This is a genomic window from Duganella sp. AC237 (assembly GCF_979254035.1).
This window is the reverse complement of sequence record NZ_CEEDEW010000003.1, coordinates 3146004-3158578: the sequence shown is the minus strand read 5'-3', so window position 1 is coordinate 3158578 and position 12575 is coordinate 3146004. Positions and strand designations below refer to the sequence as shown.

The following is a 12575-nucleotide window of genomic DNA, read 5'->3' as shown; positions in this document are numbered from 1 at the left end:
ACCAAACCCAGAGTAAACTAGCGCTTCGAACCAACCAACCCAAGGAAATCGTATGTGCGTGAACTACATCACCGTCAGCCGCCAACTGGCCTTCGATTGGTTCCGTACGCCGATAGAAGCTGGCGATGACTGGCGGGATGAAATTTACCGCGACCACAGTGCCCCGTTTATCGTCCACGATGACCAAGGCAGACGAAAAGGCTTGGTCGGCACATATGGCTTCGTGCCTCAAAACCATCGTCCGTTCAAGAGGCTCAACGAGGAAGAACAAGGCAAGTACCTCCGCGCGGTAGACAAGGCAAAGGCGCAAGGGAAAGAACCGCCTGCGCCGCCGCGCATCCCGATGGATACCATGAATGCGCGTTTTGAGGAAGTCACCGGCAAGATAAATTACAAGCGCTTTTGGCTACAACAACAGCTGTGCATCGTGCCCGCGACTGCAGTGTATGAGCCTAACTGGGAAACCGGGAAACATGAAAGATGGGCTATAGAACTGGCTAGCGGCGAGCCGTTCGCATTGCCCGGTATGTGGCGCACATGGGAGGAAAACGATGGCAGCGTCCAACATACGTTCACCCACTTCACACTCAACGCGGACGAACATCCGCTGTTGTGTCGGTTCCACTCCGACAAAGAAAAACGTGGCGTTGCCATTTTGCGCCCCGAGGACTACGATGACTGGCTCGCGTCGACGAATCCGGAATTTTCGAGAGCACTCGTCCAGCTGTACCCCGCTGATCAACTACAGGCCCACCCTGCCCCCAAACCTCAGGCGAAAGCGGAGGTAGCAAAAGGAGCGCAGTCCGCTCAAACGGATGTCAGGCAACCAGATCTGTTTTAGTTGCCAAGTCAATACGCTCGTCGATCAGGGTCAAAGCGCTACCGTTGTCCACGATTTACTTGTCGACACGCGAAAACGACGGGTGATAGTCTACGCATATGTAACCGCTGTAGCGAGATTGGAGAAAGACTGATGAGGGCAACCGTACGTTTGGTAAATCAAGAGCTCGTAGCACTTCTTGAGGATGGGCGTGAGCTAAAGAATTCTGACGCCGAGGCACTAGCCGGGTTACTGTGGATAAACGGCGTTTGCGCAAGTGATCTACAAACAGTAGATTGGCACACTGACGTTACCAGTGCTCCAACCAGTGGTCAAAAGGTAGCCATTTTTTCGCGCCTGCGAAAGTATGAAAGCTGCTCGAGTGAGGACCAACTCCGAGAAGGGCGTGAACGTACAATCAGGAAATTACTCGCTATGCCGATTTGGTTTACTCGTGCGGATCTGACTCGACTGAAGCGCCATCAAGGCGAACGCACCGAGCTCATCGACGATTGGATCAAAGAACGGAAAATTTTTGCAGTCGAAAGCGGCGGCGTTGAGCTCCTTGCAAAGTTCCAATTTAACGATGTGTATAGCCCGCGTCAGGTGATCGAAAAAATTCTGCAGCTGCTTGGATCTGAGGACGATTGGGCCATTGCAAGCTGGTTTGCATTTCCGAACGACTGGTTGTCTTCTCACACTCCTGAAGCTTGGAAGGCGCTTCCACCTATGTCGGTTCTTGATGATGAAGAGGCGGTCCTACGCGCAGCGCAACATGAGTTGGGAACATACCTTGCATGAGCAATAGAGCCTACCGATCCCCCTAAACACTACGTTGTAATTGAATACAAAACCCGTCGCCACGCCACCATTCGACCAGTCAACACCGCGATCACACTAATCCGAAGAACTCAGATAATCGTTTTTTGGCGTGCTTGGCGAAGCCAACGACAGTCATTTCGGTGAATGCGATGTGCTTGCCTTCGAAGTCTAGTGCGCTGAATAGAAAGTATCTTACGATCTTCGTGTTTGTACGGTCTAGCTGAGCTGCCACCACGAAGTCCACTCCAAGCGCATTCGGCGTCTCAGTTCGCCATCGATAGTAGTCGTACTCGCGCTCATGCCTACAATTGATGGTACGGATAGCGACGGTGAACACTCCGTTCAATCGGAGGCGATATGGAATGGCCTGCCGTTCGCAAGTGCCACCCGCCAATTTAATCAAGGACTCTGTTTCTTCCTGTAGCGCGTTCTTGATCGAATACGTTCCTCTGCGGACGATCAACCAGTCGTTGCTCAACGCATGAGGTACCCGTGCGTGTTCGTAAGCGTTCGACAATGTCCCGAAGCGCCGAGCGATCAGTCGAGCCGTCGGCGCATTCTCATCCTGATCTATGAGAGAGCTTGAGATGCGGCCATGCCGTTCGAAGATTCGAGCAAGAATAGTCGCGAGTTCTGCCTTGGTGTAGCGCCTGTGTCGCGCAGATCGCTCGAGTTGGGCCGAGCGAAAAAGGGCCAAAGGAACAATGCCGGGGAAAGCGCCGTCACATCGGACCCATTCCTCGACCGGGTTTCGAACGGCGGTATGTCGGAGCTTGAACGAAGCCTTGTTGAATATTAAGTTGCCTATGTACTTTTCATTCTTGAGCATGGATCTGATAATGTCCGGCGTCCACCCGCCGGGATAATTAGAAGGCTCGTTCTGAGAATTCAGAAGCCGAGCGATTCGCCGGTCTCCAATCCCGTCCTCGGCATACCACTTGAAGATCAAATTCACGACAGCGATTTCGTGCTCTGGGCCAGGCGCCAGAATCACGCGTTGGTTATGTATAGCTTTCCATTCGCCATGTTCGAGCAAGCCTACGGGAACGCCATCGCTGCTCAAGAGGAGCCGGCGCAGACCATAGATCGCCCCGCCCCCGGTTTTGTAACCCATGCGAATGAGTCGGCATTGACCCGCAAACACTTTCGCTGAGAGTTCACGACTAAACTCGGCCGCTGCTGCCCGCTTGAGCATCTTCATGATTGAGCTAAACGGTGAGCCGTCGTTTTCAAAAAGCTCAGCGCAGTAGGTCACAGTCACGCCGTTTCTTCGGCAGTGGTGCTCGTAATAAGCGCTCTCATCAATGTCCTGAAAGCGGCCCCAGCGGCTCACGTCGAACACAAGTATTGTGCTGAAGTCGGGGCCGCTTTGCACGTCCCTCATCAGCTTGCTCAAGCCAGGTCGGCCGTTAATCGTCAAGCCGCTCTTTCCAGCGTCTTCATAGACTCGAACTATATCGAGAGCTTGAGCTTGGGCGTAGTCGTGGATTCGATCAAGCTGGTTTGCAGTTGAGTACACCTGTTTGTCCGTCGACATTCGGACATAGGCAACAGCTTGCGTGCGCTCACAAGGGCTAGCAAGAGGTTTCTTTACGGTTGACCCCATTTTTTTCGTCCTCGCCTAACAGAGCTACATGACTACAGGATAGGGCTTCTTCGGAATAGGTCAAAAATATTCTGGCCAAGTGGAGCGGAATGGCCTGCTCGCACAGAAACGACGCGGCATAGTAAGTGCCGTGGGTTTGTGCCAGTTGTCTCGCTGCGAGACAGAGACGGATCTCGATCGAGTGCATGCATCCAGACTAGCGCTTGCTCAGAGTCCACGTTTGATCTAGATCAGAATTTTGATTAATCTAAAGCAATCCGGTACAAGTTTAAAGCAAGATGAGCTGCTGGATCGGTTCCAGCCTGTCCAATTTCTCAAGAATAGAAGATCACATTGCAGAGCGCCTATTCGTAGGTATGAACCGAACGCGCTGCCGGCGCACAAAAAATTTGCAAGCGGTGCAGCTGTTGTTGGGCCATACCCTCTCAGCTTGCCACTCCAGACGCTAATCAAATCTTTCGAAGTAATCATTAGCAACAATGAAGTTTGCCACAACGGCGGTTTTCCTTAGAAACGTGTAGAGGCAGTTTTCGCCCCAAAGCAGCCATTTAAATGGTCAGATAAACGACCTCAGCAAGAATTCCCGAGCGAAATCTTGTATATCATCTCATTGCATCATCAACATACCAGTCGCCATATTTTGCCTTTAACCTTGATATAAAATTAGCCTCAATACTCTGCGCAAAATTTATAAGACCTTTTAGCCTTTGTCTTTGATCGCCATCCAGTTTATTATACTTGCAAGAATTCATAAGGGAAAATATTTCCCTTTTTCTCGTGCGTCCAATTGATAATTCGTTGCTATTAGTAAGAACGATCCCAGTAACGTGTCTGTTAAACCGCTTGGATGAAAATACCGTTTTTTCAGAATTAATTCTTATTTTTTTATTGCAGTGAACACTTAAAAGATCTTTTACGATATTTGGTATGTCGAATAAAATCTGTTTTTTGTTAGTTGTGAAAGTCATGTCATCTGCGTAACGTGTATAAGTTATACCTTGGTCGAAACACGCGCTCTCTATCGCGTCATCGAAGTTTTTCATCACAAAATTAGAAATGAAAGGAGAACTCGGCGCACCAATACTCATACGCAATTTTGCCCTTCTAGTTGATTTATAGAAGAGCACGTTTTCAAGAAACAATTTATCGATTTCCGAAATTGCAATTCCGGTATTTTCAGCAGCAAAAAAAAGCAAATCCGGGGTTATGCTTGGAAAGAAATTTTTGCAATCCATTTTTAACATGTATCGACTATTAACGTGTCGAAGGGCATTTAACCGTATGCTGGTTCCCTTCTCGTAGGCTGCGGCGCACTTACTAATGGGAAATATTGGGCGCAGTTCCTCAACCACGACGCGTTGAATTAATTTGGACTCTCTAGATGGGTGAGCGATCAATCGCACATCAATGCCGTTGCGTTTCAAGATATAATAAGTTTTATATCTTCTTGGCATCGTCAACGAGAATTTTAATAATTCATCTTCGGTCATTAACAACCTGTCAGCAACTGAGGAAAGAAAATTCATTTCATCTGTTCTCTAATTTTTTTCACGTGCTGAGCCGCCAGATAGCGACGTTTGGACAAATCATCATCGTTGGCAATATAAACCCCGCGAAACGCTAATGAGATACTTTGACTATCTCGTATTCGGCCTTTTATATCCAAGCCAAACTTCAGACGCCTTGTGCTGCCAGGTGGATCAAAATAATAAATAACATTCCCATACAAAGTATGTGCCACTAGACCAATTTTTTCTAGAAGGTACAAGAGACGAGTTATTGTTTTTACATCAACAGTCAAACGCAATGCTAGTAGCGCATATTCGATTTCGTCTAATGTTATTGGACTGGTCAGCATGACGACGTCATGTATCAAAAAAGCAATGTGTGAGGAATTCTGCACCTGGAATTTTTGACTTTTTTGCATATCTCGAAGTCGATTTTTGATGTCGGTCACCAGCATAGGTAGATGCTCGTATTTTGCAACATTCTTTTCGGGCCACGGATAAGTTAGAACAGAACCTTTGTCTAGTCGCTTTATATATTTCAACGGTCCTAGAAAAATAAAGGAATCTTCATCTTGAGTCTGTTCGGAAGGCGCAACAACGAGTAGCTTCCGAATTATTACTGGATCCATACAAAACATACCTAGCTCCACCATCGAACCAGGACTTTCAAGGCAAACAATAATCAAAGTGGCAATATTGGCAATATCACTTTCAAATTCCAAAAGATCTTGATACGCACCTTCTCGAAAATAGTCTTTGAAATTTTCAGCTTGTATGCAGGACTTGGAAATTTCCTCTTCCTGTTCAGCGAAATAACCGATAAGGCGGTCACGTAAACTCTTGGGAATAGCTGACTTTACATCGACTTCGCCCCCGCACAAAAATACTTTTGGTGGCATATAGTTTACGCCAAATCTACTGGTTTCGAAATTTTCGAACTCCGTGATTAGCTTGTCTTCAAACTTCTTCATGGATAATATTCAAAAAAAACGGCCTCGTGGGAGGCCGTTAGGGGTTCCTTACCTAAAGGATGCGTTAAAGACTTGCCTAACGTTCCTGAGGTGGGGTTTCGAAGGAGCGTTAGGTGAGGCTTTAACGCAACCTAAATCTCCTCAATAAATTTGTGTCTGGCTAAGCGCCCGACAAGAACAAACATTTGTTGTTCTACGCGTAAGGATTTTCAGGATACACCATAGTAAGCCTTCTTGCAAATACTGTTGCAATTGTACATCGTGCCTAATTGCACACCGATAACGATAAAAATTGCAACTATTTTTTCAAATTAAGATGCGCCTCAAGTTGGCATTTCAGGCTTTAATACCTCGACAGACATTGGCATTGCCAAATGCAAGGCGTCTCGGATGTCTACAATACTGATGACTTCGTCTACAAGCAGAATGCTTAGATCGTTGCAGGACCGCTATTGGCCGAAAGCAGAAGTTCGTCGTCGCCAGTGTAACTCAGCAAGAAGCGGTGGATTTCGCTACTTCATGCCCTGTCGTCGCAGTAATTTCCAAAACGTCGCATCTATTTCGGAAAGTCACATTTGCGGCAACGATGGGCACCGGCATCTTGTCGCTCGCGCTCGCCCAACTTCCAGGCGCGCTCCCGGGAATGGCCCGCCTGGCCGAGGGACTTTGGCTTTTTAACATTGCGCTGTTCGTATTGTTTGCCGCGCTGTACAGCGCGCGCTGGGTCATGTTTTTCGACGAAGCGAAACAGGTGTTCGGCCATGCGACCGTCTCCATGTTCTTCGGTACCATTCCCATGGGCTTAGCTACAATTATCAATGGATTTCTCAGCTTTGGCGTGTCGCGCTGGGGCGCCGCCGCCGTCGCGGTGGCCGAAGCTTTGTGGTGGATCGATGTGGCCATGGCACTTGCTTGCGGCGTCCTCATTCCTTACCTGATGTTCACGCGCCAGCAGCACAGCATCGACCAAATGACGGCGGTCTGGCTGCTGCCGGTCGTCGCTGCCGAGGTTGCAGCGGCGAGCGCCGGGCTGCTTGTGCCGCACCTGCAGGATGGTGGCGCGCGCTTCACAGTCCTGATCACCGGCTACGTGCTGTGGGCATACTCGGTGCCAGTGGCGCTCAGCATTCTCGCGATTCTGTTATTACGCATGGCCCTGCACAAACTGCCGCACGAAAGCATGGCGGCATCAAGCTGGCTGGCGCTCGGGCCAGTGGGCACCGGCGCGCTCGGCATGCTGGTGCTCGGCGCCGCCGCGCCGGCGACGCTGGCGCCGTTTGGCCTGGCCGAGGTTGGCCACGTGGCCAACGGGATGGGCGTGGTGAGCGGCCTGCTGCTTTGGGGACTCGGCCTGTGGTGGATGATGCTGGCAACCCTGATTACGCTGCGCTACTTCAGGGCAGCCGTTCCATTCAACCTGGGCTGGTGGGGCTATACCTTTCCGCTCGGCGTATTCGCGGTCACCACGCTGCGTCTGGCGAAGGTGCTCGATTCGCTGTTCTTCGAGGTCTTCGGCAGCGCGCTGGTAGTGGTACTGGCAAGCCTGTGGCTGGTTGTCGCATGGCGCACCGCGCTCGGCGCTTACCGTGGCAACCTGTTCGTCTCTCCCTGTATTGCGTCGATGAACCGGCCCTGAAGGCCAACGTTCAGCGCGCCAGTTGCGCCGCGCGCGCCAGTGTCGCGACGATTTGCGGGGCCACAGTTGGCGACGTACAAACAGATAGCGGACTCGGATGAGGCATTTCCAGTACGATCAAGCCCGGCCGCCTGGCCTCGATGGCAGCGTGGGCCTGGCGGGCCGTGCGTCCGGCCAGCACGACCACCCGCAGGCATGGCAGGAGGTCCAGCACATCGCCTAGCATGGCGATGCCTGCGCGTACCGCCGCCACACCCAGGCGCGCCGGCGGAGCTTGCTCGTCGGCCAGCCAGGGCACGGTATTCCACAGCACGGTACGCGCACGCGCGACGGCGGCTTGCGCCAGGAAACGTTGAAGATTGCGCTGCGCAGGACCAGGATTGTCGCGCGAGACGAAGCGCGGGCGCATCGCATGGCGCGCCGGCGCTTCCAGCAAGATGAGAATGGACGCATCGGCGCCGCCGTCCAGCGGATCGAAGTACGGCAGCGCGCGGACGGCTGCGTGCGTGTCGACCCACTGGTTGAGCGCGACCACATGGGGAAGAGACAGCAGTTCGACGCGGCGTGCCAGTTCGGCTACATCGTCCAGCAAGGGAGCCACCGGCACGCCAGACGTCACTCGCTGCTCGCCAGCGCTGCCTGCTCCGCTCCGGCTGGCGTGTCGCCCTCCATCACCAGGATCCGGCTGGCGCCAGCCGGCTGCTGCGCCAGGCCCGGCCGCACGTCGCGCATGGGCCCAATGGCAGTACCGTTCGCCATGCCTTTGCCGTCAGTCTTGAAGCGACCCACCGGCGCGCGCTGACCACCGGCGTAGACGTTGTAAACAGTCTCCGGTTTCAGTTTGTACAAGAACACTTCCAGTGCATCGGTCACGCCCAGGCTGCGCACGACCACGAATCCTTTGGCGTCGCCGCGGGACTTGAGAGCGATATTGCTCGACTCGCCGTTCACACGCGGCACCAGGTTGCTGGTACCAGCACCGGTGGGCACGGCATGGGACACGTAGACAAGCGCTTGCGGCGCCTGGCCGGCCGCCACATGCGCGACGACCTTGTTGCTTGCGGTGTCGATCACGTCGACACCATCGCCGTTTTCGAGACCAACGTACACTTTGCTGCCGTCGTCCGACGCCCATGCGCCATGCGGCAAGGCCCCGGTCGGTATCGTCGCCATCAGTTGTGGCTGATCACCGGTGGAATAGACCTTGACGACATTTTCTCCGCCCACTGTCACGTAGGCTCTTGCGCCGCCAGCGTTCTTCCCGAACGCCAGGTGGTTGGTAATAAAACCGGTGTCGATGACGCCTTTGACTGTCAGCGTCGCCACGTCGATGCGGGTGACCTTGCCAACGTCCTTGTGCGTCATCCAGACTTCCTTGAAATCAGGCGTGAACTGCAAGAACGGCGAGAACGGGCTAGTGACAGAAATATGCTTGATCACTTTGGATGTTTTCATGTCGATGACATCGACGACAGGATTAAAGCTCGATACCACGAACGCCAGTTTGCCATCGGGATGGAACATCACCATGCCCGGACCACCTGTTGTCTGGATCCGGCGTTTTTCCTTGAAGGTGACAGGATCGATGACCGAGACGTAATCTTCGCCGCGTACCACGACCCAGACTTCGCGACCGTCCGCGGTGAAAAATCCTTCGTGAGGCGACCGCCCGATATAGGTAACGCCCTTGACCTTATTGGTGGCCGTGTCGATGAAGGTCACCGAATTGGAGCCATTCGATATCGCAATCAAGGTTTTATGGTCCGGCGAAAAACCCAGTCCATGAACATTCACTTGCCCCTTGTACAAAGGAGACAGGATGTCGGGCCGCTGATTACCCAACCGGATTTGTCCCAGCAACTGATTGGTGGATGGATCGATCACCGAAACGGTGTTGCTGTTCTGGTCAGCTGTATAGACGCGGTCCTGTGTGCCTGGCGCAGCCTGCGCAGTACCCATGGCAGCGACCGCAAGCGTCATGGCGAAGGTGAGCTTATTCAATTCAGTGAGTTGCATGAGAGTCTTTCCTGGTGTCTGCGTTGGTGGAATCGGCTCTTGCGCCGTGGGCTGCCTGGTAGCGTTGCAACCAGGCGCGCATTACATTGATTTCGTTCTGTTGTTCGACGATGATGCCTTGTGCCAGGTTGCGCAGTTCGCGGTCGTTACTGTGCACCAGGATGGCCTTGGCCATATCGATCGCGCCTTGATGGTGAGGAATCATCATGCTCATGAAGTCATGCGCGGGGTCCCCGGTTGTCGGCGCGCGTCGCATGCCGTCATCCATGATCGCCATGGCATCATCCGCGAGAGACGCATAGGGCCTGTCGCTACTGGCGATAAACGAGGCAGGCGGCGCAGTCGCGCCATGGTGGCCAGCATGCTGCGCCGAGACTGTGGCGGTGCAGCACCAGAGCATGGCGCCCAAAAAAAGTGAAAATTTCAAACCGGTCCCTCCAGTTGTTCATAGACGGCGCTGGCAACCCGTGCCAGTTCGCCCTTGTCGACGGCTGCGGACAGCGCATAGCCGAACTTCCCGTCGATCCAGTAAAACACGTTGACGTCGCCCTCTTTGGCGAACCGAAAGCCGGTGTCCTTGTTGCGCGCCTGCTCCGTCGACACGTACAGCGTCAGGCGCTGGCCAGCGCCGTCGTGGTACATGAATTGCGCTACCGGCCCGCTGGCCCCGGGCAGCAGGCGCCCGCCGATCAGTTCATAGCCCAGCTTGCCCAAATGCGGCGGACGGATCTTGCTGCCCATGCGCTTCGACAGCCAGGTCACCAACTGGTCTTCCTGGTCGGCGCGAATTTCCACTGGCCGGCGCACATCCGGGCTGTACACGGCATGGGCTATTGCGGCCTGGTGTGCCAGGCCGGACCACGCTGCCTGCTGATACGCGGGCGCTTGCTGCTCCATACGCGCCAGGGACTGGCCAGTTGCCGCGCCGCGCAAGCCCCAGCCGGCGCCACCGCTCACCAACGCGATTGCCAGGCCCGCCGCCAGCGCCTGCCATTGCCAGTGCCGGTTGCGCTGCGGCGTGGTGGCCGCTGCCATGGGCGCCGGGACCGGTTCGCCCAGCACCGGATCGAACAGGCGATGCATGGCGTCGTTCTGGGCCGCGTAGGCGCGCACGCGCGCAGCTTCCTCGGGGCGCTCTGCCAGGTAGGCGGCGACCTCGGCAGCGCGTGCTGCCGGCAGCACGCCGTCGACGTACGCGTGCAGATCGGCTTCAGTCACGGGCAGGTTCATTTCACGACTTTCAACGAGTTCACGCGGGCGCCGCCGTCCATCAGGCTGCGCAGCTTTTCGCGGGCGCGCGCGAGCCGCGACATGACGGTCCCGACCGGGATGCCGAGCGTCGACGCCACTTCTTCATAACGCATGTCTTCCAGCCCGACCATCAGCAGGATCGCGCGCTGTTCTTCGCTCAGCAGGCGCAGCGCGGCATCCATCTCGCGCACCTGGATGCCGACCGTGCTGCGATCCGCCAGGGCCGGCATCGGCGTATCATCGTCGAGCGGCTCGGTGACCAGTGCGCCGCGCCGTATCTGATCGATACGCATATTGTGCATGATCGCAAACAGCCAGGCGCGCGCGTCCGTGCCGGGTTGTAGCGCGGCGCGCTGGGCCCAGCCGCGTTCGAGCGTGTCCTGCACCAGGTCATCGGCCGCGGCGCGCTCGCCCACGAGCGCGCGCGCGTAGCGCCGCAGCCGCGGGACACACGCCAGCAACTCCGCGCCGGGAAGAAGGGGCAGGACGCTCATGGAACCAGTGATTACATCGCGCTGGCGGCCAGCTTCGGATCGATCTGCCAGGTTTCATTGACCAGTTTGCCGTCGCGGTAGGTCAGCACGTAGCGCACCTTGATGGAGGCCTTGCCGTCGAATTGCACTGCCGCCGTGACGGTCGCACCCTTCGGATTGACCGACTCGGACGCGCCCATAACGGTGACGCGCAGCGGGCCCATCGCGCCGAACTTGCTCCATACGGCGCCGATGGCGGCTGCACCGTCGTAGCTGCCGTCAAGCGGTCCACCAACCCAGGTCAGCCGCGCATTGTCGGCGTAATCATGCACGATGGCGGCGTGTTCACCGGCGCCAATGGCGGCGAAGTGGGCTTGCGCCATATCCAGCGCAGGCCCGGCAACAGCCGTGGTGGCGATGCCGATGGTGCTGGCCAACAGGAACATCAGGTGGGTGGTTTTCATGGGTGCGGTCCAGTACAGGTCAGGTTGAAAAACGGGCTTGCTACAGGTGCAAACGTCATTGCCCTGTTTTTATTCCATGTATTTGTATTTATTTTTTTGTGTTCATCAATTCTTCAAATGCCAGCGCCGCACGGCTGCGATGGCGTTCAGGATGACGCAGCATCGAGAACCCACGCGCCGGCAGGACCAGCGCCGCGCGCGCCAGCAGGCCCGCCTGAACATGCGATGCCACGACCAGTTCGGAAATCGCGGTGGCAAAGGGACCGGCCATCACCGCGCTGCGCACCGCCTCGTTGGACGGCAGGCTGAGAGCAACCTGCATTGCGGCGACCGGCACGCCCATGTCCGACAGCGCTTTCTCAAACGCCGAACGCGTGCCGGAACCGGTTTCGCGCAAAATCCATTGCGCCTGCACCAGGTCGGCAGCCGCCAGCGGCACCCCGGCGGACCATGGATGATCGGGTGCTACCACGACAACGAGCTGATCCTCCCCCACAGCTTCGATGGCCAGGGAGGGTTCGTCGATATCGCCTTCGATGAAACCGAGATCGGCGCCACCCAGCAGGATGGCCTGCGCCACGCTGTCGGTATTGCCCACTTCCAGGGTGAGGTCGATGGCCGGGTAGGTTTGACTGAATTGCACGAGCAAGCGCGGTAGCCAGTAACTCGCGATGGTCTGGCTGGCGTGGATTGCCAGCGTGCCGCGCCGCATCTGGCCCAGCTCCGACAACGTGTTTTCCGCTGCACGCGCGCTGGCCAGCGTGCGTTGCGCTTCTATCAAGAAAATCAAACCGGCGTCGGAGAGTTCGATGCGCCGTCCTATCCGATGGAACAGTGCCGTGCCATAGCGCTCTTCCAGGGCCTTGATCGATGAGCTGACGGCAGACGGGGATAGAAACAGCGCGGAAGCCGCCTGAGTAAGGTGCTGGCGTTGTGCGACTTCAACAAAAATGCGTAGCTGGTCCAATGTCATCGTTCGATCCAATCTAATGATTTGTCATTAATTAT

General features: G+C 55.3%; 13 protein-coding genes. 3 read left to right on the top strand and 10 right to left on the bottom strand.

The features are described 5' to 3' along the window. The first annotated feature begins 58 nt into the window (after window positions 1-58). Window positions 59-841 carry an SOS response-associated peptidase family protein gene (locus AC0IYS_RS14295; protein ID WP_471705761.1) on the top strand — a complete coding sequence of 261 codons (783 nt, stop codon included), beginning with the start codon at window positions 59-61 and terminating at the stop codon, window positions 839-841. 132 nt (window positions 842-973) lie between these two features. Then, window positions 974-1621 (top strand): hypothetical protein, encoded by a 648-nt coding sequence (locus tag AC0IYS_RS14290; RefSeq protein WP_471705760.1) that lies wholly within the window; start codon window positions 974-976, stop codon window positions 1619-1621. A gap of 91 nt (window positions 1622-1712) precedes the next feature. On the opposite strand, the gene AC0IYS_RS14285 is transcribed toward AC0IYS_RS14290, so the two are convergent. The 3 genes from AC0IYS_RS14285 to AC0IYS_RS14275 form a co-directional block, all read right to left on the bottom strand. After that, entirely contained in the window at window positions 1713-3248 is a 1536-nt protein-coding gene (locus tag AC0IYS_RS14285; protein ID WP_471705759.1) for a recombinase family protein, read from the bottom strand. Window positions 3249-3850: 602 nt separating this feature from the next. After that, on the bottom strand, window positions 3851-4774 hold the full coding sequence (locus tag AC0IYS_RS14280) for a retron St85 family RNA-directed DNA polymerase (RefSeq protein WP_471705758.1): 924 nt from the start codon (window positions 4772-4774) through the stop codon (window positions 3851-3853). Next, window positions 4771-5727, bottom strand: a complete 957-nt coding sequence (locus AC0IYS_RS14275) for a retron St85 family effector protein (RefSeq protein WP_471705757.1) — start codon at window positions 5725-5727, stop codon at window positions 4771-4773. Before AC0IYS_RS14275 ends, AC0IYS_RS14280 begins: the two co-directional genes overlap by 4 nt. A gap of 502 nt (window positions 5728-6229) precedes the next feature. On the opposite strand from AC0IYS_RS14275, the gene AC0IYS_RS14270 reads away from it, so the two are divergent. Then, complete coding sequence (locus AC0IYS_RS14270; protein WP_370660862.1) at window positions 6230-7363, top strand: TDT family transporter; 1134 nt, start codon at window positions 6230-6232, stop codon at window positions 7361-7363. A gap of 10 nt (window positions 7364-7373) precedes the next feature. Here AC0IYS_RS14270 and AC0IYS_RS14265 read toward each other — a convergent pair whose 3' ends face one another. The 7 genes from AC0IYS_RS14265 to AC0IYS_RS14235 form a co-directional block, all read right to left on the bottom strand. Continuing rightward, complete coding sequence (locus AC0IYS_RS14265; RefSeq protein WP_065306379.1) at window positions 7374-7964, bottom strand: uracil-DNA glycosylase; 591 nt, start codon at window positions 7962-7964, stop codon at window positions 7374-7376. Window positions 7965-7978: 14 nt separating this feature from the next. Further along, window positions 7979-9379 (bottom strand): YncE family protein, encoded by a 1401-nt coding sequence (locus AC0IYS_RS14260; RefSeq protein WP_070245919.1) that lies wholly within the window; start codon window positions 9377-9379, stop codon window positions 7979-7981. After that, complete coding sequence (locus AC0IYS_RS14255; protein WP_082488630.1) at window positions 9366-9806, bottom strand: DUF305 domain-containing protein; 441 nt, start codon at window positions 9804-9806, stop codon at window positions 9366-9368. The genes AC0IYS_RS14260 and AC0IYS_RS14255 overlap by 14 nt, the downstream gene beginning before the upstream one ends. Next, a complete protein-coding gene (locus tag AC0IYS_RS14250; RefSeq protein ID WP_056139889.1) occupies window positions 9803-10609 on the bottom strand; it encodes an anti-sigma factor family protein in 807 nt (268 codons plus the stop codon). Before AC0IYS_RS14250 ends, AC0IYS_RS14255 begins: the two co-directional genes overlap by 4 nt. Further along, entirely contained in the window at window positions 10606-11124 is a 519-nt protein-coding gene (locus AC0IYS_RS14245; protein WP_056139892.1) for an RNA polymerase sigma factor, read from the bottom strand. Before AC0IYS_RS14245 ends, AC0IYS_RS14250 begins: the two co-directional genes overlap by 4 nt. Before the next feature lie 11 nt (window positions 11125-11135). Continuing rightward, complete coding sequence (locus AC0IYS_RS14240) at window positions 11136-11567, bottom strand: nuclear transport factor 2 family protein (RefSeq protein WP_056139895.1); 432 nt, start codon at window positions 11565-11567, stop codon at window positions 11136-11138. An 88-nt stretch (window positions 11568-11655) separates the two neighbouring features. Further along, on the bottom strand, window positions 11656-12540 hold the full coding sequence (locus AC0IYS_RS14235) for a LysR family transcriptional regulator (protein ID WP_056139900.1): 885 nt from the start codon (window positions 12538-12540) through the stop codon (window positions 11656-11658). Between the last annotated feature and the right edge of the window lie 35 nt (window positions 12541-12575).

Coding starts and splice junctions, on each gene's coding strand:
- AC0IYS_RS14260 (WP_070245919.1), bottom strand. CDS start 9,379: ATGCAACTCACTGAATTGAATAAGCTCACCTTCGCCATGACGCTTGCG.
- AC0IYS_RS14275 (WP_471705757.1), bottom strand. CDS start 5,727: ATGAAGAAGTTTGAAGACAAGCTAATCACGGAGTTCGAAAATTTCGAA.
- AC0IYS_RS14250 (WP_056139889.1), bottom strand. CDS start 10,609: ATGAACCTGCCCGTGACTGAAGCCGATCTGCACGCGTACGTCGACGGC.
- AC0IYS_RS14235 (WP_056139900.1), bottom strand. CDS start 12,540: ATGACATTGGACCAGCTACGCATTTTTGTTGAAGTCGCACAACGCCAG.
- AC0IYS_RS14290 (WP_471705760.1), top strand. CDS start 974: ATGAGGGCAACCGTACGTTTGGTAAATCAAGAGCTCGTAGCACTTCTT.
- AC0IYS_RS14285 (WP_471705759.1), bottom strand. CDS start 3,248: ATGGGGTCAACCGTAAAGAAACCTCTTGCTAGCCCTTGTGAGCGCACG.
- AC0IYS_RS14280 (WP_471705758.1), bottom strand. CDS start 4,774: ATGAATTTTCTTTCCTCAGTTGCTGACAGGTTGTTAATGACCGAAGAT.
- AC0IYS_RS14245 (WP_056139892.1), bottom strand. CDS start 11,124: ATGAGCGTCCTGCCCCTTCTTCCCGGCGCGGAGTTGCTGGCGTGTGTC.
- AC0IYS_RS14240 (WP_056139895.1), bottom strand. CDS start 11,567: ATGAAAACCACCCACCTGATGTTCCTGTTGGCCAGCACCATCGGCATC.